The sequence below is a fragment of the Paracoccus lutimaris genome, assembly GCF_003337565.1.
GTDB classification, from domain to species: domain Bacteria; phylum Pseudomonadota; class Alphaproteobacteria; order Rhodobacterales; family Rhodobacteraceae; genus Paracoccus; species Paracoccus lutimaris.
The window spans coordinates 1-18397 of the sequence record NZ_QPJL01000016.1 but is presented as its reverse complement, the minus strand read 5'-3'; the positions used below and the strand labels follow the sequence as shown (position 1 = coordinate 18397).

Annotated in this window: 21 protein-coding genes and 1 pseudogene; 15 read left to right on the top strand and 7 right to left on the bottom strand. The window is 65.4% G+C overall.

The genetic code is table 11. The features are described 5' to 3' along the window. Positions 1–9 precede the first annotated feature (9 nt). Positions 10–837 (bottom strand): LOG family protein, encoded by an 828-nt coding sequence (locus tag DFP89_RS13970; RefSeq protein ID WP_114350062.1) that lies wholly within the window; start codon positions 835–837, stop codon positions 10–12. Between the two features lie 93 nt (positions 838–930). Here DFP89_RS13970 and dapD point away from each other — a divergent pair, with 93 nt between their 5' ends. Next, positions 931–1755, top strand: a complete 825-nt coding sequence (dapD, locus tag DFP89_RS13965; protein ID WP_114350011.1) for a 2,3,4,5-tetrahydropyridine-2,6-dicarboxylate N-succinyltransferase — start codon at positions 931–933, stop codon at positions 1753–1755. 108 nt (positions 1756–1863) lie between these two features. Continuing rightward, the gene (locus tag DFP89_RS13960) at positions 1864–2112 is read left to right on the top strand and encodes a GlsB/YeaQ/YmgE family stress response membrane protein (protein ID WP_114350010.1); all 249 of its coding nucleotides are present in this window, start codon (positions 1864–1866) and stop codon (positions 2110–2112) included. 70 nt (positions 2113–2182) lie between these two features. Here the strand turns inward: DFP89_RS13960 and DFP89_RS13955 are convergent, their stop codons facing one another. Next, on the bottom strand, positions 2183–2653 hold the full coding sequence (locus DFP89_RS13955; RefSeq protein WP_114350009.1) for a YbaK/EbsC family protein: 471 nt from the start codon (positions 2651–2653) through the stop codon (positions 2183–2185). Between the two features lie 240 nt (positions 2654–2893). Here DFP89_RS13955 and DFP89_RS13950 point away from each other — a divergent pair, with 240 nt between their 5' ends. Both DFP89_RS13950 and DFP89_RS13945 read left to right on the top strand, forming a co-directional pair. After that, a complete protein-coding gene (locus DFP89_RS13950) occupies positions 2894–3547 on the top strand; it encodes a response regulator transcription factor (protein ID WP_114350008.1) in 654 nt (217 codons plus the stop codon). After that, positions 3544–4752, top strand: coding sequence for a sensor histidine kinase (locus DFP89_RS13945; RefSeq protein WP_114350007.1), 1209 nt, complete (start codon positions 3544–3546; stop codon positions 4750–4752). The genes DFP89_RS13950 and DFP89_RS13945 overlap by 4 nt, the downstream gene beginning before the upstream one ends. 89 nt (positions 4753–4841) lie before the next feature. On the opposite strand, the gene DFP89_RS13940 is transcribed toward DFP89_RS13945, so the two are convergent. Together DFP89_RS13940 and DFP89_RS13935 are read right to left on the bottom strand one after the other, a co-directional pair. Beyond that, the gene (locus DFP89_RS13940) at positions 4842–5378 is read right to left on the bottom strand and encodes a cytochrome b/b6 domain-containing protein (protein WP_114350006.1); all 537 of its coding nucleotides are present in this window, start codon (positions 5376–5378) and stop codon (positions 4842–4844) included. After that, positions 5371–5631 carry a PepSY domain-containing protein gene (locus DFP89_RS13935; protein ID WP_114350005.1) on the bottom strand — a complete coding sequence of 87 codons (261 nt, stop codon included), beginning with the start codon at positions 5629–5631 and terminating at the stop codon, positions 5371–5373. The genes DFP89_RS13940 and DFP89_RS13935 overlap by 8 nt, the downstream gene beginning before the upstream one ends. Positions 5632–5825: 194 nt before the next feature. Here DFP89_RS13935 and DFP89_RS13930 point away from each other — a divergent pair, with 194 nt between their 5' ends. The 3 genes from DFP89_RS13930 (at position 5826) to DFP89_RS13920 (ending at position 8340) form a co-directional block, all read left to right on the top strand. After that, on the top strand, positions 5826–6149 hold the full coding sequence (locus DFP89_RS13930; protein ID WP_114350004.1) for a hypothetical protein: 324 nt from the start codon (positions 5826–5828) through the stop codon (positions 6147–6149). A gap of 79 nt (positions 6150–6228) precedes the next feature. Beyond that, positions 6229–7485, top strand: a complete 1257-nt coding sequence (locus DFP89_RS13925; protein ID WP_114350003.1) for a lytic murein transglycosylase — start codon at positions 6229–6231, stop codon at positions 7483–7485. Between the two features lie 102 nt (positions 7486–7587). After that, positions 7588–8340, top strand: coding sequence for an SDR family NAD(P)-dependent oxidoreductase (locus DFP89_RS13920; RefSeq protein WP_114350002.1), 753 nt, complete (start codon positions 7588–7590; stop codon positions 8338–8340). Positions 8341–8384: 44 nt separating this feature from the next. Here DFP89_RS13920 and DFP89_RS13915 read toward each other — a convergent pair whose 3' ends face one another. After that, a complete protein-coding gene (locus tag DFP89_RS13915) occupies positions 8385–9425 on the bottom strand; it encodes a Hint domain-containing protein (protein WP_114350001.1) in 1041 nt (346 codons plus the stop codon). 325 nt (positions 9426–9750) lie between these two features. Here DFP89_RS13915 and DFP89_RS13910 point away from each other — a divergent pair, with 325 nt between their 5' ends. Then, positions 9751–11517, top strand: coding sequence for an L-lactate permease (locus DFP89_RS13910; RefSeq protein ID WP_114350000.1), 1767 nt, complete (start codon positions 9751–9753; stop codon positions 11515–11517). Between the two features lie 51 nt (positions 11518–11568). On the opposite strand, the gene DFP89_RS13905 is transcribed toward DFP89_RS13910, so the two are convergent. After that, on the bottom strand, positions 11569–12309 hold the full coding sequence (locus tag DFP89_RS13905) for an N-formylglutamate amidohydrolase (RefSeq protein WP_114350061.1): 741 nt from the start codon (positions 12307–12309) through the stop codon (positions 11569–11571). 121 nt (positions 12310–12430) lie between these two features. Between DFP89_RS13905 and pyk the strand changes: the two genes are divergently transcribed. The 7 genes from pyk to pheS all read left to right on the top strand — a co-directional run bounded on the left by pyk (position 12431) and on the right by pheS (position 18026). Then, a complete protein-coding gene (gene pyk / locus DFP89_RS13900) occupies positions 12431–13876 on the top strand; it encodes a pyruvate kinase (protein ID WP_114349999.1) in 1446 nt (481 codons plus the stop codon). 31 nt (positions 13877–13907) lie between these two features. Continuing rightward, the gene (locus DFP89_RS13895; protein ID WP_114349998.1) at positions 13908–14216 is read left to right on the top strand and encodes a hypothetical protein; all 309 of its coding nucleotides are present in this window, start codon (positions 13908–13910) and stop codon (positions 14214–14216) included. 108 nt (positions 14217–14324) lie between these two features. Further along, a complete protein-coding gene (rpmI, locus tag DFP89_RS13890) occupies positions 14325–14525 on the top strand; it encodes a 50S ribosomal protein L35 (RefSeq protein ID WP_114349997.1) in 201 nt (66 codons plus the stop codon). Between the two features lie 12 nt (positions 14526–14537). Further along, the gene (gene rplT / locus DFP89_RS13885) at positions 14538–14897 is read left to right on the top strand and encodes a 50S ribosomal protein L20 (RefSeq protein ID WP_114349996.1); all 360 of its coding nucleotides are present in this window, start codon (positions 14538–14540) and stop codon (positions 14895–14897) included. A gap of 230 nt (positions 14898–15127) precedes the next feature. Then, the gene (locus DFP89_RS13880; RefSeq protein ID WP_114349995.1) at positions 15128–16537 is read left to right on the top strand and encodes an alanine/glycine:cation symporter family protein; all 1410 of its coding nucleotides are present in this window, start codon (positions 15128–15130) and stop codon (positions 16535–16537) included. Positions 16538–16541: 4 nt separating this feature from the next. Next, on the top strand, positions 16542–16886 hold the full coding sequence (locus DFP89_RS13875; protein ID WP_114349994.1) for an arsenate reductase family protein: 345 nt from the start codon (positions 16542–16544) through the stop codon (positions 16884–16886). 57 nt (positions 16887–16943) lie between these two features. After that, positions 16944–18026 carry a phenylalanine--tRNA ligase subunit alpha gene (pheS, locus tag DFP89_RS13870; protein ID WP_114349993.1) on the top strand — a complete coding sequence of 361 codons (1083 nt, stop codon included), beginning with the start codon at positions 16944–16946 and terminating at the stop codon, positions 18024–18026. A gap of 280 nt (positions 18027–18306) precedes the next feature. On the opposite strand, the pseudogene DFP89_RS13865 reads toward pheS, so the two are convergent. Next, a pseudogene (locus DFP89_RS13865) lies at positions 18307–18397 on the bottom strand (IS5/IS1182 family transposase); the annotation flags it as partial.

The following is an 18397-nucleotide window of genomic DNA, read 5'->3' as shown; positions in this document are numbered from 1 at the left end:
CGCCCGCCCCTAGGGGCAGGGCACCTCCCAATTGTCGATGATCGCGACGGCCTCGTCGGCGGTTTCGACAAAGCTGATCAGCTCCAGATCCTCGGGGCTGATCGTGCCGGCATCGGCCAGCGCCTGCCAGTCGATGACCTTGTTCCAGAATTCCGGCCCGAACAGGATGAAGGGCACCCGCTTCATCCGTCCGGTCTGGATCAGGGTCAGGGTCTCGAACATCTCATCCATGGTGCCAAAGCCGCCCGGGAACACCGTCACCGCCCTGGCGCGCATCAGGAAATGCATCTTGCGGATGGCGAAATAGTGGAAGTTGAAGCACAGGTCCGGCGTCACATATTCGTTCGGCGCCTGTTCATGCGGCAGCACGATCGACAGCCCGATCGAGGCGCCGCCAGCCTCATGCGCGCCCAGATTGCCCGCCTCCATCACGCCCGGCCCGCCGCCGGTGCAGATGACGTTTTCCGCACCATAGCTGTCCATGCTGCGTTCGGTCATCAGCCGGGCAAAGCGCCGCGCCTCGTCGTAATAGCGCGACAGCTCGGCCAGCATGGGCGTGCGGGCGCTGGCCTTCTCGGCCGGGGACGGGATGCGGGCGCCGCCGAACATCACCACGGTCGAGCGGATGCCGCGCGCATCCATGATCATCTGCGGCTTGAGCAGTTCAAGCTGCAGGCGCACGGCGCGCAATTCCTCGCGCAGCAGGAACTCGGTGTCGGTAAAGGCCAGCCGATAGGCCGGCGCCCGCGTCTGCGGCGTGTCGGGCAGGGTGCGGGCGGCGGCCGCGTCCTGCTGGCTGTCGCGGAAAGGGTGGCTGCGCTCGTCGTCTTGTGTCATCCGGGCCTCTGAAGGATCGCCGCGCATTGCGCGACCGTGCCCCCCGGCTTATAGCCCTTGGGCAACATTTTCCACCTCAGAGAGGCCAAGCCCATGTCGAACGCCGCCCTTGAAGCCGCCATCGAAGCCGCCTGGGAGATCCGCGACCAGATCACCCCCGCCACCAAAGGCGAGGCCCGCGAGGCCGTCGAGGCCACGCTGGAGGCGCTGGACAAGGGCGCGCTGCGCGTTGCCGAAAAGCAGGGCGCCGACTGGCATGTGAACCAATGGGCCAAGAAAGCCGTGCTGCTGGGGTTCCGGCTGAAGGACATGGAGATGCAGCCCGGCGGGCCGCAGAATGGCGGCTGGTGGGACAAGGTGGACAGCAAGTTCGCCGGCTGGGGCGAGAACCGCTGGCGCGATGCCGGTTTCCGGGCGGTGCCGAACTGCATCGTGCGCAAGTCGGCCTATATCGCCAAGGGCGTGGTGCTGATGCCCAGCTTCGTGAACCTTGGCGCCTATGTCGATGAGGGCACGATGGTTGATACCTGGGCCACGGTCGGCTCTTGCGCCCAGATCGGCAAGAACGTGCACCTGTCGGGCGGCGTCGGCATCGGCGGCGTGCTGGAACCGATGCAGGCCGGCCCCACCATCATCGAGGACAATTGCTTCATCGGCGCCCGCTCCGAGGTGGTCGAGGGCTGCATCGTCCGCGAGGGTTCCGTCCTTGGCATGGGCGTCTTCATCGGCAAATCCACCAAGATCGTGGACCGCGAGACCGGCAATGTGAGCTATGGCGAAGTGCCGGCCGGCTCGGTCGTGGTTGCCGGCTCGATGCCGTCAAAGAACGGCATCAACCTTTACTGCGCGGTGATCGTCAAGCGGGTGGATGCGCAGACGCGGTCCAAGACTTCGATCAACGAGTTGTTGCGCGACTGATCCGGGACCCGGTTTTCGCAGGTCTGAAAATTCGCAAGCCCGGCGTGAACCGCGCGCCGGGTTTTCGCGTTCATCCTGCGGAAAAGTCCTGACAGGCGGAGTTTTGAGATGCAGGGTTTGGGTTGGCTTGCGGCGATCATCGTCGGCGGTCTGGCGGGCTGGATCGCCAGCAGCATCATGAAGGCGGATACGGGGATCATCCTGAATGTGATCCTTGGCATTGTCGGCGCGGTCATCGGCAACGCGCTTCTGGGTCTTGTGGGGCTGAACGCGCAGGCGGGAAGCTGGGTGGCGCAGGGCGTCGCCGGCCTGTTCGGCGCGGTGGTGCTGATCTGGCTTTACCGGGCCGTGACCTGATCGGGTCGCAGTCGAAGGCCGGATATCAGGGCGGGGTTTCCCGCCCTTTTTCATGTCCGGGGGCCGTCTTTCACGCGGTGAAATCCGCCTGCGTGGCGCCCGTCACCCGCAAGAGGTCCCCGGGCGCGATGGCAAAGACATGGCGGGGCGTGCCGGCCGCCGCCCAGACCGTGTCGAATTCCAGCAGGCGCGGGTCCAGATAGGCCTCGATCTTGCGCAGATGCCCGACCGGGGCCACGCCGCCGATGGCAAAGCCGGTCTCGGCCCGGATCAGGTCGGCATCGGCCTTGCCCAGCGTCTGACCGGCCACCGCCGTTGCCTTGACCGGATCGACGCGATTGCCGCCCGCGGTCAGGAACAGCACCACATGGCCCGAGGCCTCGCCGCGAAAGATGATCGATTTCGCGATCTGGTCGACCGCACAGCCGACCGCCGCCGCCGCGCCCTCGGCGGTGCGGGCGCTGTCATCGGTTTCGCGGATATCGATTGTCAGACCGGTGGCCTCAAGTGCCGATTGCACGCGGCGCAAGCTCTTGCTCATGATTGTTCCCGATCCGGCTGATTCGTGGCGAACTGTGCCGGCATAGAACCGCAAGACGCGGCCAGATGCCATGCCGCCCGGCCTGCCCGCACTGGCGGGCAGGGCAGCGCCGACCGTCAGATCCTTGCCCTTGCGGATCGCGTCGAAAGCCAGCCGCGCCGGTACGGGCCGATGCGATGACGATTGAATTGCCGTGTCGGCGGGGCCATGACTTGGCCACGGGCAAGGGAAGGGGACCATATGCGCGTGCTTCTGGTCGAGGACGAGGCGGATATCGCGGACGCCCTGCAACGCTTCCTGCAGGGGCAGGGGCATGCCGTCGATCATGCCGTCGATCTGGCCGATGCCGAGGCGGCGCTGGCGGTGGCGGAATTCGACGCGGTGCTTTTGGATCTGGCGCTTCCCGATGGCTCGGGGCTGGAGCTTTTGCGCCGCGAAAGACGGCGCGGCAACCGGGTGCCGGTGCTGATCGCCACCGCCCGCGACCAGATCGAGGACCGCATCGCCGGGCTGGATGCGGGGGCGGATGATTATGTGGTCAAGCCCTATGACCTTGGCGAGATCGAGGCGCGGCTGCGCGCCCATCGCCGCCGCGCCACCGGCGATCCGGCGGTCGAGGCGTTTCTGGGCGATCTGCGCATCGACCGCATCGGCGCGCGGCTGTTTCGCGACGAGACCGAGATCCGCCTGACCTCGCGCGAATGGGCGGTGTTCGAGGCGCTTTTTTCCGCGCGCGGCCGGGTTCTGTCCAAGCCGGTTCTGGAGGAACGCCTTTACACCTTCGATGACGCCATCGAGGGCAACGCGGTCGAGGTCTATGTCTCGCGGCTGCGCACCAAGCTGGGCAGCGGCGTGATCGAGACCCGGCGCGGCCTTGGATACCTGATCCCATGAGCACGGGCTGGTCGCTGCGCAGGCGGTTGCTGCGGCGCGTCGTTCTGGGGATCGGCGCGGGCGGGCTTCTGGGTCTCGTGCCCTCGCTTCTGGTGCTGGATCACGAGATGGGCGAGCTGATGGATGACAGCTTGCGCGCCTCGGCGCGGTTCTCGCTGGCGCTGTATCAGCGGGCGGGGGCGATCGATCTGCCGGCGCGGACGGACGCGCCCGCCATGCGCATCCTTGACGACGGCGTCGAGATCATCGGCGCCGACTGGCCGGCCCTGACCGAGAATGGCGGGCAGGATGTTGCGGGCTGGCGGGTCTTTCGGGTGTCCGATCCGGCAAGCGGCATCAGCGTCGAGGTCGGGCAAAGCAATGAATGGCGGCACGAGGAATTGCTGGAAAGCGTCGGCTGGCTGCTGGTGATGATGCTGCCCGTCTCGCTGGTCATGGTGGTGGTGGTCGGCCGCGCCGTCACCTCGGCGCTGCGTCCGGCGACGCGCTTTGCCGAGCGGCTGCAATCGCGCAAGCCCGGCGATCTGTCGCCGGTCGCGGCGGGAAATCTGCCGCGCGAGCTGGCGCCGATATCGCAGTCGATGAACCTGTATCTGGACCGGATCCGCGACCATGTCGAAGCCGAGCGCCAATTCGCCACCCATGCCGCGCATGAGCTGCGCACGCCGATCGCGGCGGCCTCGGCGCAGGCGCAGCTGATGGCGGCGGGCATGGCCGAACCGGGCAGTGCCGCGCGCATGGTCGAGGCACTGCGCCGCCTGTCGCTGCTGGTTGATCGGCTGCTGCAACTGTCGCGGGCCGAAGCCGTCGGCAGCGGCGAGGCGCATTGTGACCTGGTCCGGGTGACGCGGATGGTGATTGCCGATACCGGCATCGCGGCGATCTTTGACGATGGCGATGTCGAGACCGCCGAGGTGCCGATCCGGCCCGAGGCGCTGGCGCTGATCCTGGGAAACTTGCTGCGCAACGCGCGCGACCATGGCACCGGCGATATCCGGGTCCGGCTGCGTCCGGGTCCGGTGCTGACGGTCTCGAACCGGGTGGCGCCGGATGCGGTCTTTCACCACCACATGTTCGAGAAATCCGCCCGTTCCCCGGGGACCGGGCTGGGCCTTGGCATCGTCCAGAAGATCGCCGGCAAAGAGGGAATCGGCCTGAATTTCGAGATCGGCGAAGGCCGCGCCTGCGTCTCGCTGCAGTTCTGACCCGCATTGCCGTCCCGGTCGCCTGACCGAGGCGTGCGCCCCGCCTCTGCGCCGCCGGGGCACCGCGGCAGGGCTGTGTACATGCCGGGCTAATCCCTGCGTCCGGTCCGCAGGCGCTTGCGGCCGGTCAGCATGGCGGCGACCAGATTTTCGTGGTGGCGCCAGCTTTCCAGGATGACCCCGCCAACATGGAGGCCGGCAAGGACAAGGATCATCACCGCGAAAGCCTCGTGGATCTGCTCCATCGCCGATGAGCCCCAGAACGCATCCGTGGTCTGCAGCCAGCCCGTCACCACCGTGCCGGCGACCATCGCCAGCAGCGCGACGATCATCGCGCCGCCGGCGGGGTTGTGGCCAAGATAGCGCCGCTCACGCCCGGCAAGCAGGTCGCGCAGATAGGACAGGACGGCGCCCGGCCCGCGCACGAAATCGGCAAAGCGGGCATGGCGGGGGCCGATGAACCCCCAGACCAGCCGCATCGCGATCAGCGCGCCAATGGCGTAGCCCATCGTCTCGTGCAGGGTCTTGCCTGAATCCGAGGTCGCCCAGCAGCCCGCGATCAGCACCAGCTGGGACCAGTGGAACAGCCGCACGAAACGATCCCAGACCAGAACCCGTTCAGTCATCCGAGCCGACCGCCTCGAAACTGACCGGATCGAAGAAGATCTCGACCTTCTTGCCGGTTTCGTCCTTGCCATAGACCTCGTAGCAGCCATCCTCGGTCTTGACGTTGCTGATGGTCCAGCCCTTGCCCTCAAGCTGGGTCTTCAGCTCATCGACCGGACGCCATTGATCCTGCGGCGCCTCGCAGCGTTCAGAGGCAAGGACGGGCCCGGCCAGCAGCGTGGCGAGCAGCGGAACCAGATGATACGCGCGCATGAAACTCTCCCTTTTTTGCGGTGCGATGGATGCTGTGTCGCGGATGAGGCTTGCAGCTTCCTTACAGCCGCCGAGCGATCCGGCGCCTCTGCCGCAAGGCCGCCATTCTTAGCGACCCGGTCCCGGACGAGGGCGCATTGTCAGCCGGGCCGGTTTCGGGCGATATGGCGGCAGATCGCCACAAAGGACATGACATGGCCCAACAGGTCTATACGCTTCTGGTCGAGGTCGGACGCGCGAAGGATGACGGTTTGCCCGAGGATGCGACCGGCGCGGCGCTGGTCTGCTACGCCTCGGGCAAGGATGAGGAGGAGGCGGTGCGCGAGACGGTTGCCATCCTCAAGCAGGCGGGGCTGGCGCCGATCGAGGTCACGGGCCATGGCAGCATCGACGAGCGGCTGGCCGAGGGCCATGAGATCCCCGACGAAGAGCGCGCCCTGATGGATCGCGCGCTGGCCGAAAATGCCGTCATCGTCGCCCAGATGGAGCCGCTTTTCGGGGATGAGGACGAGGCTTGATCCGCCCCTATCCAGCCCGCGCGGGCTGGGCTAGACTGCCGGAAAACCCAGAGCAGACAACAAGACGGACAGGCCCGACATGACCAGACGCTTTACCCGGATCGCCCTTGCGGCGCTGCTGATCGGCTCGCTCAGCGGCTGCGGCGTTTCGCTCAGCCAGACGCCCGGCGCGGTGATCGGCGGCAATTTCAGCGGCCTGCCCACCGCGAATGGCCAAGGCAGCGAGGCGGGTTTCCGCAACTGGGTCATGGCCTTCCGCCCGCGCGCGCTGGCCGCCGGGGTTTCGCCCGTCACCTTCGACAGTGCCATGGCGGGCGCGCATTTCCAGCCCAGCCTTGTGGCGCTGGACCGCCGCCAAAGCGAGTTTTCCAAGCAGATCTGGGAATATCTGGACGGGGCCGTGGGCGGAGCCCGCATCTCGACCGGGCGCGAGATGGCCGCGCGTCATGCCGGCACGCTGTCCGCCATCGAATCCCGCTACGGCGTCCCGCGCGAAATCGTGCTGGCCGTCTGGGGGATGGAATCGAATTACGGTGCCGGGCGCGGCAACACGCCCATCGTCCCGGCGCTGGCGACGCTGGCCTATGACGGCCGGCGCGGCGAATTCTTTGCCGGCGAGCTGGTCGCGGCGCTGCGCATCCTGCAGGCGGGCGACGTGGACAATGCCCATATGGTCGGCAGCTGGGCCGGGGCGATGGGGCATACGCAATTCATGCCATCGTCCTTCCTGAACCATGCCGTCGATTTCAACGGCGACGGCCGGCGCGACATCTGGTCGAACGATCCGACCGACGCGTTGGCCTCGACCGCATCCTATCTGCGCCAGATGGGCTGGCGCCCCGGCCAGGTCTGGGGGACCGAGGTGATCCTGCCGCAGGGCTTCGACTATGGCCAGACCGGGAAATCGGTCACCCGCTCGGGCAGCCAATGGGCGGCGCTCGGGGTGCGTGCGGCCAATGGCATGGCGGTGCCGTCGGGCTCGATCCTGGTGCCGGCGGGGTCGCGCGGCCCGGCCTTCCTGATCACCGAGAATTTCCGCGCCATCCTGAAATACAACGCCTCCGACAGCTATGCGCTGGGGGTGGCCTATCTGGGTGAGGCGATTGCCGGGCGTTCTGGCATCCGCGGCAGCTGGCCGCGCGGCGACCGGCCGCTATCCACCACCGAGAAATCCGAGATCCAGCGCATGCTGAACGCGCGCGGCTTTGACACCGGCGGCGTGGATGGCAAGATCGGCAGCCAGACCTCCGAGGCGATCAAGGCCTATCAGCGCACGCGCGGGGTCACGGCGGATGGCTATGCCGATACCCGGCTCTTGGCGCTTTTGCGCGGCTGAGGGGCGCAAGGATCACGGCGGGCTTGCGTCCGCCGGCAATTCGCCCTGAAACTGCTTGGGCAGCGGCGGCTGGGATCGCGTCCGGCGCAGGGGGAGGGACGAATGGCATTCGGCATCTATCCGAGTCTCAAGGGCCGCACGGTCTATATCACCGGCGGCGCATCCGGCATCGGCGCCGAGCTGGTGCGCGAATTCGCCGCTCAGGGTTGCCGCGTCGGCTTTGTCGATCTGGATGCCGGCGCGGGCGTGGCGCTGGCCCGCGAGACGCCGGGCGAACTCGCCTTCGAGCCCTGCGATCTGCGCGACATCCCGGCCCTGCAAGCCGCTTTTGCCCGGCTGCGGGACCGTGTCGGCCCGGCGCAGGTGCTGGTCAACAATGCCGCCCGCGATGATCGCCACGATTGGCGCGACGTGACCGTGGACTATTGGGACGAACGCGCGGCGACCAATATCCGCCACATGTTCTTTGCCATTCAGGCCGTGGCGCCCGACATGATCGCGGCGGGGTCCGGGTCGATCATCAATATGGGCTCAGTCTCGTGGATGATGCCGCAGGGCGGCTTTCCGGCCTATACGACCAGCAAATCGGCGGTGCATGGGCTGACCCGCAACATGGCGCGCGATCTGGGGCCGCACCGCATCCGCGTCAATACAGTCGTTCCCGGCTGGATCATGACCGAGCGGCAAAAGCAGCTATGGCTGACCCCCGAGGCGCTGGAGGCGCATCGCGACCGCCAATGCCTGAAAGACATGATCGAGCCGGTCTATGTCGCGCGGATGGCGGTGTTTCTCGCCTCGGATGACGCGGCCATGTGCACGGCGCAGGATTTCCTGGTCGAGGCCGGCACGATCTGAGCCCGGCCGGCGGGCAGGCGGGTGGCCTGCCGCGCCTGACCCGTTCAGACCTGCTCGGCCACCAGCGACTTGCTGTTGCGCTGGTGCCGCCGCACCAGCTCCTTGATGGATTTCCCGGTTTCGGGGATCGGCCGGGCGGGAATGGCAGACGGCAACCCCGCAAGCGTCAGGTCGCCGAAAATCTCGACAAGCTCGGCCAGCGCCTCAGGATCAAGGCCGTTGACCGCCTCGGATCCCATGAGCAGGCTTTCCGAAAGGGCGCCCTCGGCGTGGATGATCTGGTGGCTGTCGAACAGAAGATGGAAATATTCCACCTCGCGGCAGGAGTCGTCGATGCGGATGCCGGCAAGACCCACGAGCTTGTTGGCCGGGACCAGCACCTCGTCGGTGTCGAACATGCGCCGCGCGATGATCGAGCGGACCAGCATCCGGTGCTGCGGCGAGACGCGCAGCTCCTCGCGCGGCGCGCCGCAACCCAGCGCGCCCTTTTCGATCACCACCGGCCGCAGCTTCGGCTTGGCCAGCAGCGCCCCGATGCCCAGTTTCGTCGCGCCGATCCACCTGATCGCCTGATAGCCGTTATCCAGCGTCAGCACCCGATCGCCGACAGACAGATCCTCGATCCGGACCGGGCCGGTCTCGGTCTCGATCCGCGTGCCGCGGGCAAAGCAGCGCACCACGGCGTTGTAATTGACGGAACCGTTCCGGTTGAAGGCCCCGAAGGTATAGGTGACGCTGGGGTCAAGCGGAGTGGTCGAGAGGATCAGCGAGCCGTAATTCGTGCCGCTATTTGTCGCCAGGAAATACACCGTACCGGTTGAGCCGTCGCTGCCGGTGAACGTGTACATGTAGCGGGAATCCACCACATTGCCGGCCACGATCCCGGTGACGGTCGATGCGGTGACGTTCTGGTCGGGAACATCCGCCACCCCGGTATCGGTGAAATCGCCCAGGGCATTGTCGCCAGTGCCATTCGAGTCATCGATCGTGATCGTGCCGGCGATCTCGATCCCGAAATTTCCGCTGTGCTGATAGCTCGTGTCACCAGATGTGATTCTGTAGACACGCAGGGATTCCAAAGCCATTGGTCACCATCCAAATATGGGTACAACACACCATTCCGCCACGATATGCGTGGCAGGTCTCGATCATCGAGGGCAGCAATCAAGCATTAAGAAAAGCGCAGGTCATTGCGGCTGTTATACGGCTGAATCGTCCGTTATTGCAAGCATGACGAGGACTTGCGCCTCTGTCGCCATCTCGCGGCGATCTGTGCGACCGGGGGCGGAGCGGCAATATCCCGCAAGAATCTTTCCCAAAACGGATCTTTCAGGACGTTTCGTGTCTCGTCGCTTGCCCCTGCGTCGATATAGGCCATGATGACAGTCATTCATTGTGGGAGGATGGTTCATGTCATCTATGATGTTTATCGCCGCGCTCGTTCCGATCGCGGCGGTTTTCATATTTCTGGTCGTGATGCAGCTTTCGGCCAAGGTGGCGATGCTCTTCGCCTATCTGGCCACGGTCGTCCTGGCGGTGATGCTGTGGGGGACCGATCTGGCCAAGGTGGCGGGGGCGACCGCGAATGGCGTCATCACTGCGATCACGCTGCTTTATATCGTCTTTGGTGCGATCCTGCTGCTTTATACGGTGCAGGAATCCGGCGCGATCCAGGCGATCAAGCGCGGCTTTACCGAAATCTCGCCTGACCGCCGGGTGCAGGCCATCATCATCGCCTGGCTTTTCGGCGCCATGGTTGAAGGGGCCTCGGGCTTTGGCACGCCGGCCGCCGTGGCCGCGCCCCTCTTGGTTGCCATCGGTTTCCCGGCCATGGCGGCGGTCATGGTCACGCTGATCATCCAGTCCACGCCGGTGTCCTTTGGCGCCGTCGGCACGCCGATGCTGGTGGGGGTGCAGACGGGGCTGTCGAACAGCGATACCGTCAACGCCGCCATCGCGCCCGCGACCCTGCCCGAATATATCCCCGTCATCGCCGAGCGCGTGGCCTTTCTGCATATGGCGATCGGCTTTGTCATCCCGCTGTTGATGGTGGCGATGATGACGCGGTTCTTTGGCGCCCGGCGCAGCTTCCGCGAGGGCTTTGGCGCCTGGAAATTCGCGATCTTCGCCGGGCTGGCCTTTACGCTGCCCTATTATCTGGTGGCCAAGTTCCTTGGGCCGGAGTTCCCCTCGCTGGTCGGGGGCATGCTGGGGCTGCTGATCGTCGTGCCGGCGGCGCGGCGCGGGCTGTTTTTGCCCAAGACCGTCTTCGACTTTCCTGCGCATCGCGACTGGGATACCAGCTGGAAGGGCAAGATGGACGAGGAAATCGCCCATGAGGCCGAGGATGTTGCCCATCCGCATGGGCGCAGCGATATCTCGTTGATGACGGCATGGAGCCCCTATGTCATCACCATCGGGCTTTTGGTGCTGACGCGGGTGATCGGGCCGCTGAAGGCGTGGCTGACCGGCCCCTCGACCACCATCGCATTCGAGAACCTGTTCGGATCGGGCATCACCTCCAAGGTGCAGATGCTTTATTCGCCGGGCACGGTGCTGATCCTTGCCTCGCTGATTTCCTATTTCATCTATCGGATGAAGGCCCCGGATTACGCGCGGGCCTGGGGGCTGTCGGCGCAGACGATGATCGCCGCCGCCCCGGCGCTGCTTTTGGCGGTGCCGATGGTACAGGTCTTCATCAATTCCGGCTCCGAGGGCGTGCAATCCATGCCGCTGACACTGGCGGCCGGCATGTCGGCGCTGGTGGGCACGGCATGGCCGATGTTCTCGGCGCTGATCGGGGCCTTGGGGGCCTTCATCGCCGGGTCGAACACGATCTCGAACATGATGTTCTCGCTCTTCCAGTTCTCGACGGCGCAGGGGATTGGGCTGGACTTAGCGGGCGCGACCATCGTTGTCGCGCTGCAGGCCATCGGGGGTGCCGCCGGCAACATGATCTGCGTCCATAACGTCGTCGCCGCCTCGGCCACGGTCGGGCTGGTGGACCGCGAGGGCGACCTGATCCGCAAGACGCTGGTGCCGATGACCTATTACGTCGTGCAGGGCGCCTTTATCGGCATGGCGCTGATCTATGGCGGCTTCTGGTGGCTGCTGGCGCTGGTCTGGCTGGCGGTGGTGCTGGCCGGGATGTACAGCCGCGACGGCGCGAAAGCCTGACAATCGCGCGGGGGCGGTGGTGACGCCGCCCCCCGTTCCCAGATCGCGTTTTCAGATCCCGTGACGATCCAGAAAGCCGCGCAGGATTCCCGCCAGTCGGTCCGCCCAAAGCTCTTGCCCGGCGGCGTCCGCGATCAGGTCGTTGCGGACCTCGATCAGCACGTTCGGGCGGCCATGGGCCAGGGCATGGCGGTCGATGGAATCGCCCTGCAGATGCCCGGAATAGGGTTCATTGTCGCCGGTGATCCAGCCCGCCTCGCGGCATTCGCGGATCAGCGCCGGACCCAGCCTTTCATCGCGATGCGAATAAAGCACGCCCACCGCCCATGGCCGGCGCGGGCGGCCGCGCAACTGGCGGGTAAAGCTGTGGATGGCGCAGATCGCGCGGTCGGGCCGCGCTGCCGCCAATGCAGCATAGGCGGCGTGATAGGGGCGGTAAAGCTGCTCGAGCCGGGCCTCGCGTTCAGGGGCGCCGGCATGGCGATTCGTAGGAATGACGGTGCCGTCATAGATGCGCATGAGCAGGGTGGGGTCGTCCTCGCCGCGGTTGGGGTCGATGACCAGCCGCGAGAAATCCGACAGGATCGCCGGCGCATCAAGCCGCTGGGCCAAGGCGCGGGTCAGTCCCGCCGCGCCGACATCATAGGCGATGTGGCGGGCCATATCCTCGGGTGCGATGCCCAGATCGCCGCCGCCGACCCAATCCGGCACCCGGTTCGTCGCGTGATCGCAGGTCAGCAGCCAGCGCGACGGGCGCCCCGCGCCAATGATGGAATATGCCTCAGCCGTCATGATACCTTCGCCTTGCATGAGGCAACCTTTAGTGCAAACGCTTGTTCATGCGCCAGTTGCCGCGACGTCGGGAATGTGGCTATAACACGCGTGCTAGCGCAAACATCGACGGGAGATACGCATGAGACGGCATCGCAAGGTCAAGATCGTGGCAACGCTGGGACCGGCCTCAAGCGATTTCGCGACCATTCGCGCCTTGTTCGAGGCGGGCGCGGACGTGTTTCGCCTGAACATGAGCCACGGCACTCATGACGAACAGCGCGCGCGCTATGACATCATCCGCCGGGTCGAGGCCGAATCGGGCCGCCCGATCGCGGTGCTGGCCGACCTGCAGGGCCCCAAGCTGCGTGTCGGCGCCTTTGCCAATGGCCCGCATGATCTGGCCGACGGGCAGGCCTTCCGTTTCGATCTGGACGACACGCCGGGCGATGCGAACCGCGTGCAACTGCCCCATCCCGAGATTTTCGCCGCGCTGGAATCCGGCGCCGAACTTCTGGTCAATGACGGCAAGATCCGCCTGCGGGTGGAAAAATGCGGCCCCGATTTCGCCGATTGCGTGGTGACGGCGGGCGGCGCGATTTCGAACCGCAAGGGCGTGAATGTGCCGGACGTGGTGCTGCCGCTGGCCGCACTGTCGGCCAAGGACAAGGACGACCTGGAATTCGCCTGCGAGATGGGCGTGGACTGGCTGGCGCTATCCTTTGTCCAGCGCCCCGAGGACGTGATCGAGGCGCGCGAACTGGCCAAGGGTCGCGCCGCCATCCTCTCCAAGATCGAAAAGCCGGCCGCCGTGCGGGCCTTCGCGGAAATCCTGAAGGTCTCGGACGGGATCATGGTGGCGCGGGGCGATCTGGGCGTGGAACTGCCCGTCCATTCCGTGCCGCCGATCCAGAAGCGGCTGGTCCGCGCCTGCCGCGCCGCCGCCAAGCCGGTGATCGTCGCCACGCAGATGCTGGAATCGATGATCGAAAGCCCGATGCCGACGCGGGCCGAGGTCTCGGACGTCGCGACCGCCATCTATGAGGGCACCGACGCGATCATGCTCTCGGCGGAAAGCGCCGCCGGCGCCTATCCGATCGAGGCGGTGACCACGATGGATAATGTCGCGCAATCGGTCGAAAGCGACCCGACCTATCGCGACATCATCGAAAGCTCGCGCAGCGCCCGCCGCCAGACCGTCGCCGACGGCATCGTCGCCGCCGCGCGCGAAATCGCCGAGACGACCGATATTTCGGCCATCTGCGCCTTTACCTCGTCGGGGACCACCGTGAGCCTGGTCGCGCGCGAGCGTCCGCGCGTGCCGATCATCGCCATGACCGCCGAAGAGACGACCTTGCGCCGGCTGTGCCTGACCTGGGGTGCGCATTGCGTGCTGACGCCCGAGCTTGAGCGCTTCAAGCAGGCGGTGGTCAATGCGGCCAAGGCTGCACGCGATTTCGGCTTTGCCGATGAAAACAACCAGATTGTCGTGATGGCCGGCGTACCCTTCAACGTGCCGGGCACCACGAACATCCTGCGCATCGCACCCTGCGACGAACGCTTGATCTATCGCACCGACCCGGAATAAAGGCGCGTAAGTCAACCGGAGGGTAACCTACATGTCCGATATCCTGCTGCTGGTCGGTGCGGCGCTATGCGCGCTGTCGGTGCTGATGGCCATTGCCTCGGTCCTGCGCACGCAGCCGCCACGGGCGGCGGCGATCGCGCTGGTCCTTGGCATCGTGCTGATGTTCGGCGGCGCGACGCTTGCGCAAGAGCCCTTTGGCATCGAGACGCTGACCGGTGCCGGGCAGCGTCTGATCGACGGCCAGATCAGCCTGGGCACCGATACCGTCAGCGCCCCTCCGCCCGCCGAGGCGGTCGCCGCGACCGAGGGCGGCACGGCCCCGGCCGCGCCCAGCCAATAAGGCTTGCCAATCCGCGCGTGCCCGACTATAGGGCACGCTTCCACCCGCGCGGCCGGCCGATATGGCATTGCCGAGTCGCGCGTTCACTCTGACCGCAAGGAGAGTAAAATGCCGAAGATGAAGACCAAATCGGCCGCGAAAAAGCGGTTCTCGATGACGGCCTCGGGCAAAGTGAAAGCTGGCCCGGCTGGCAAGCGCCACGGCATGATCAAGCGCTCGACGAAATTCATCCGCGATGTGACCGGGACCATGATCCTGTCCGAGTCGGACGCGAAGATCGTCAAGAAATACATGCCCTATAACCGCTAAGGAGAACCGGACATGGCACGAGTCAAATCGGGTAAAGTCACCCACGCCCGCCACAAGAAGGTTCTTGACGCGGCAAAAGGCTATTACGGCAACCGTTCGCGCAACTTCCGCACCGCCACCCAGGCCGTGGACAAGGCGAACCAGTACGCCACCCGCGACCGCAAGACGCGCAAGCGCAACTTCCGCGCGCTGTGGATTCAGCGCATCAACGCCGCCGTCCGTCTGGTCGATGCGGAAATGACCTATTCGCGCTTCATCGCCGCGCTGGCGAAAGCCGGGATCGAGGTGGACCGCAAGGTTCTGGCCGATCTGGCCGTCAACGAGCCCGAGGCATTTGCCGCCGTGGTCGCGCAGGCGAAAGCCGCCGCCTGATTTCAGGCGACAGATCGAGACTGACGAAACCCGCGCCGCAAGCGCGGGTTTTTTCATGGCCGGAACACAGGTCCAGAACGCGCGGGCAGGGCGCAAGCCCCGGCATCGGCGGCCGATCTCCGCCAAGCCCCTGAATCCGGCGGAAAGCTGCGTTAGCGATAACGTGGTAGTGCTTGCGTCACTCACGGAACCGTTACACTATCCGCCGCAGGGTAACCGGAGTGTGCGTCATGATCGCCATCATCAATTTCCTGAATACGATCTTCTGGGGCTATGTTCTGATCTACGGTCTGCTGGCCGTGGGGATCTATTTCACCGTCCGTCTTGGCTTCATCCAGTTCCGCCATTTCGGCGAGATGTTCCGATGTGTCATCGGCTCGCGCGAGGTGGACAAGGACGGCATCTCGCCCTTTCAGGCGCTGACCGTCAGTCTGGCCAGCCGCGTCGGTACCGGCAATATCGCCGGGGTCGCGGTGGCGATCACGCTGGGCGGACCGGGGGCGATCTTCTGGATGTGGATGGTGGCGCTGGTCGGCATGGCCACGGCCTATGCCGAATCGATGCTGGCGCAGCTTTACAAGGAACACGGGCCGGGCGGCATGTATCGCGGCGGTCCCGCCTATTACATCAAGAAGGGGCTGGGGCAGGGCTGGCTGGCGTCGATCTTTGCCGTAGCGCTGATCATCGCCTTTGGCCTGATCTTCAATGCCGTGCAGTCGAACTCGATCGCCGAGGCCGCTGCGGGCGCCACCGGCATCGACAAGATGTGGATCGGCATTGCCACCGCCGTTCTGACCGCCGTCATCATCTTTGGTGGGATCCCGCAGATCGCGCGGGTGGCGGAGTTTGTCGTGCCCTTCATGGCCGGTGCCTATCTGCTGGCGGCGATCTGGGTGCTGGTCACCAATATCACCGAAGTGCCCGGCGTTCTGGGCCATATCATCGGCTCGGCCTTCGGCCTGCAAGAGGCGGCGGGCGGTGTTGCCGGCGGCATGGCCGCTGCGATGCTGAACGGGGTCAAGCGCGGCCTGTTCTCGAACGAGGCCGGCATGGGCTCGGCCCCGAACATCGCCGCCGTCGCCGTGCCTGATCCGCACCACCCCTCGAGCCAGGGCTTCGTGCAGGCGCTTGGCGTCTTCATCGACACGATCCTGGTCTGCACCGCCACCGCCATCATGATCCTGCTGTCGGGCGCGATCCCCTCGGCGGAAAATACCGGCGTGGTGCTGACCCAGAACGCGCTGACCGAGCATTTCGGTGTCTTCGGGCAGTATTTCGTGGCCATTGCCATCTTCTTCTTTGCCTTCACCTCGATCATCGGCAACTACGCCTATGCCGAGAACGCGATCATCTTCCTGGGCCATGGCAGCCAGGGGCCGGTCATCGCGCTGCGTGCGGGCGTGCTGGGCATGGTGATCTGGGGTGCGATCCAGCAGGTGCAGACGGTCTTTGACTTTGCCGATGCCTCGATGGGGCTGATGGCGACGATCAACCTGATCGCCATCGTGGCGCTGTCGGGCACGGTCGCCTATGTGACGCAGGACTATCTGCGCCAGCGGCGCGAGGGCAAGAACCCCACCTTCCATCTGTCCGAGCATCCGGAAATCGCGCCGGGCGTCAGCAAGACCATCTGGAAGTGATCCGGTGATCACCATCTATCACAAAACCACCTGCAGCACCTCTCGCAAGGTGCTGCAGATGATCCGCGAGGCCGGGTTCGATCCGCAGGTCATCGACTACATGGCCACGGGCTGGACCCGCGCCCAGCTTCTGGGCCTGCTGGCCGCAGCCGACCTGACGCCGGCGCAGGCGCTGCGGGTCAAGGGCACCGATGCCGCGGCGCGCGGGCTGATCGGCGCGGACGGCGACACCATCCTTGCCGCCATGGTCGAAAACCCGATTCTGGTCGAGCGTCCCATCGTCTGCGGTCCCGGCGGCGTGCGCCTGTGCCGGCCGGTCGAGCTGGTCGCCGAAACCTTTGCCCGCTAGGCTTTTCCCCGGCCCCCGCGCGTGCTAATCGGCGGCGGAACCGCAAGGAAATCCGCCATGTCCGATCTTGATACCCTTCGCCAGTCCTATCTCTCGCGCATTTCGGGCGCTGCCGATCCCGATGCGCTCGAGCAGGTCCGCCTTGCCGCCCTTGGCAAGAAGGGCGAGATCAGCGGCATGATGAAGGAACTGGGCCGCATGACGCCCGAGGAGCGCCAGACCACCGGCGCCGCCCTGAACCGCCTGCGCGACGAGATCGACACCGCGCTGCGCGCCCGCAAGCAGGGGCTTGAGGATGCAGCGCTGGACGCGCGCCTCAAGGATGAGTGGCTGGACGTGACCCTGCCCGGGCGCCCGCGCCCCATGGGCAGCATCCATCCGGTCAGCCAGGTGACCGAGGAAGTCACCGCGATCTTTGCCGATATGGGCTTTTCGGTGGCCGAGGGGCCGCAGATCGAAAGCGACTGGTTCAATTTCGACGCGCTGAATATCCCGCCCGAGCATCCCGCCCGGCAGGAACACGACACCTTCTTCATGGCGCGCGCCTCGGACGATCCGCGCCCGCCGCATGTGCTGCGCACCCACACCAGCCCGGTGCAGATCCGCGCCATGCAGGCCAGCGGCGCGCCGATCCGGGTGATCTGCCCGGGCCGCGTCTATCGCATGGACATGGACCAGACCCATACGCCGATGTTCCATCAGGTCGAGGGGCTGGCGCTTGGCCGCGACATCTCGATGGCGAACCTGAAATGGACGCTGGAGGAATTCTGCCGGGCCTTCTTTGAACTCGATGAGGTCGAGCTGCGTTTCCGGGCCAGCCATTTCCCCTTCACCGAGCCTTCAGCCGAGGTCGATATCCGCTGCTCGTGGGAGGGCGGAAAGCTGACCATCGGCAAGGGCGATTCATGGCTGGAGATCCTGGGCTCGGGCATGGTCCATCCCAAGGTGCTGGCGGCGGGCGGGATCGATGCCAGCCAGTGGCAGGGCTTTGCCTTTGGCATGGGCATCGACCGGATCGCCATGCTGAAATACGGCATCCCCGATCTGCGCGCCTTCTTTGAAAGCGACCTTCGCTGGCTGCGCCATTATGGGTTTGCGGCGGGTGATGTGCCCAGCGTGTCGGGTGGGTTGTCGCGGTAGGGTTGTCTGGACAATGAAAGCTGGTCCATTTGTTTGGGCATGCAGGTTGGCCTGCCTTGTGTCTTGTTTGGCGATTATTCTGCTTGCTATTCTGGGTTATTCACCCGCTATGGTTGCCTATGCAATCTTTCTGATAGAAGCGCTGCTTTGGTTGCGGGTTACATCCGAGCCAATTGACGATAGAGACCTTCTCGAGACCAGATTGGCCGGGTATGCGAAGCTGAAGGGAGGCTCCAGTAGAGCTAGGAGTAAGAAGCTTGCCAGATTTGAAGCGCTTAGGTCATGTTGACAAATGGCGGAGCCAGAGGCGGATCGACGTGATATCGATGAAGCCAAGGAAGCTTTCGGCGGTCTTGTCGTAGCGGGTGGCG

Bases quoted from the DNA above. Each gene is read 5' to 3' on its own strand.
- DFP89_RS13970 (WP_114350062.1), bottom strand. From the start codon at position 837: ATGACACAAGACGACGAGCGCAGCCACCCTTTCCGCGACAGCCAGCAG.
- dapD (WP_114350011.1), top strand. From the start codon at position 931: ATGTCGAACGCCGCCCTTGAAGCCGCCATCGAAGCCGCCTGGGAGATC.
- DFP89_RS13960 (WP_114350010.1), top strand. From the start codon at position 1,864: ATGCAGGGTTTGGGTTGGCTTGCGGCGATCATCGTCGGCGGTCTGGCG.
- DFP89_RS13955 (WP_114350009.1), bottom strand. From the start codon at position 2,653: ATGAGCAAGAGCTTGCGCCGCGTGCAATCGGCACTTGAGGCCACCGGT.
- DFP89_RS13950 (WP_114350008.1), top strand. From the start codon at position 2,894: ATGCGCGTGCTTCTGGTCGAGGACGAGGCGGATATCGCGGACGCCCTG.
- DFP89_RS13945 (WP_114350007.1), top strand. From the start codon at position 3,544: ATGAGCACGGGCTGGTCGCTGCGCAGGCGGTTGCTGCGGCGCGTCGTT.
- DFP89_RS13940 (WP_114350006.1), bottom strand. From the start codon at position 5,378: ATGACTGAACGGGTTCTGGTCTGGGATCGTTTCGTGCGGCTGTTCCAC.
- DFP89_RS13935 (WP_114350005.1), bottom strand. From the start codon at position 5,631: ATGCGCGCGTATCATCTGGTTCCGCTGCTCGCCACGCTGCTGGCCGGG.
- DFP89_RS13930 (WP_114350004.1), top strand. From the start codon at position 5,826: ATGGCCCAACAGGTCTATACGCTTCTGGTCGAGGTCGGACGCGCGAAG.
- DFP89_RS13925 (WP_114350003.1), top strand. From the start codon at position 6,229: ATGACCAGACGCTTTACCCGGATCGCCCTTGCGGCGCTGCTGATCGGC.
- DFP89_RS13920 (WP_114350002.1), top strand. From the start codon at position 7,588: ATGGCATTCGGCATCTATCCGAGTCTCAAGGGCCGCACGGTCTATATC.
- DFP89_RS13915 (WP_114350001.1), bottom strand. From the start codon at position 9,425: ATGGCTTTGGAATCCCTGCGTGTCTACAGAATCACATCTGGTGACACG.
- DFP89_RS13910 (WP_114350000.1), top strand. From the start codon at position 9,751: ATGTCATCTATGATGTTTATCGCCGCGCTCGTTCCGATCGCGGCGGTT.
- DFP89_RS13905 (WP_114350061.1), bottom strand. From the start codon at position 12,309: ATGACGGCTGAGGCATATTCCATCATTGGCGCGGGGCGCCCGTCGCGC.
- pyk (WP_114349999.1), top strand. From the start codon at position 12,431: ATGAGACGGCATCGCAAGGTCAAGATCGTGGCAACGCTGGGACCGGCC.
- DFP89_RS13895 (WP_114349998.1), top strand. From the start codon at position 13,908: ATGTCCGATATCCTGCTGCTGGTCGGTGCGGCGCTATGCGCGCTGTCG.
- rpmI (WP_114349997.1), top strand. From the start codon at position 14,325: ATGCCGAAGATGAAGACCAAATCGGCCGCGAAAAAGCGGTTCTCGATG.
- rplT (WP_114349996.1), top strand. From the start codon at position 14,538: ATGGCACGAGTCAAATCGGGTAAAGTCACCCACGCCCGCCACAAGAAG.
- DFP89_RS13880 (WP_114349995.1), top strand. From the start codon at position 15,128: ATGATCGCCATCATCAATTTCCTGAATACGATCTTCTGGGGCTATGTT.
- pheS (WP_114349993.1), top strand. From the start codon at position 16,944: ATGTCCGATCTTGATACCCTTCGCCAGTCCTATCTCTCGCGCATTTCG.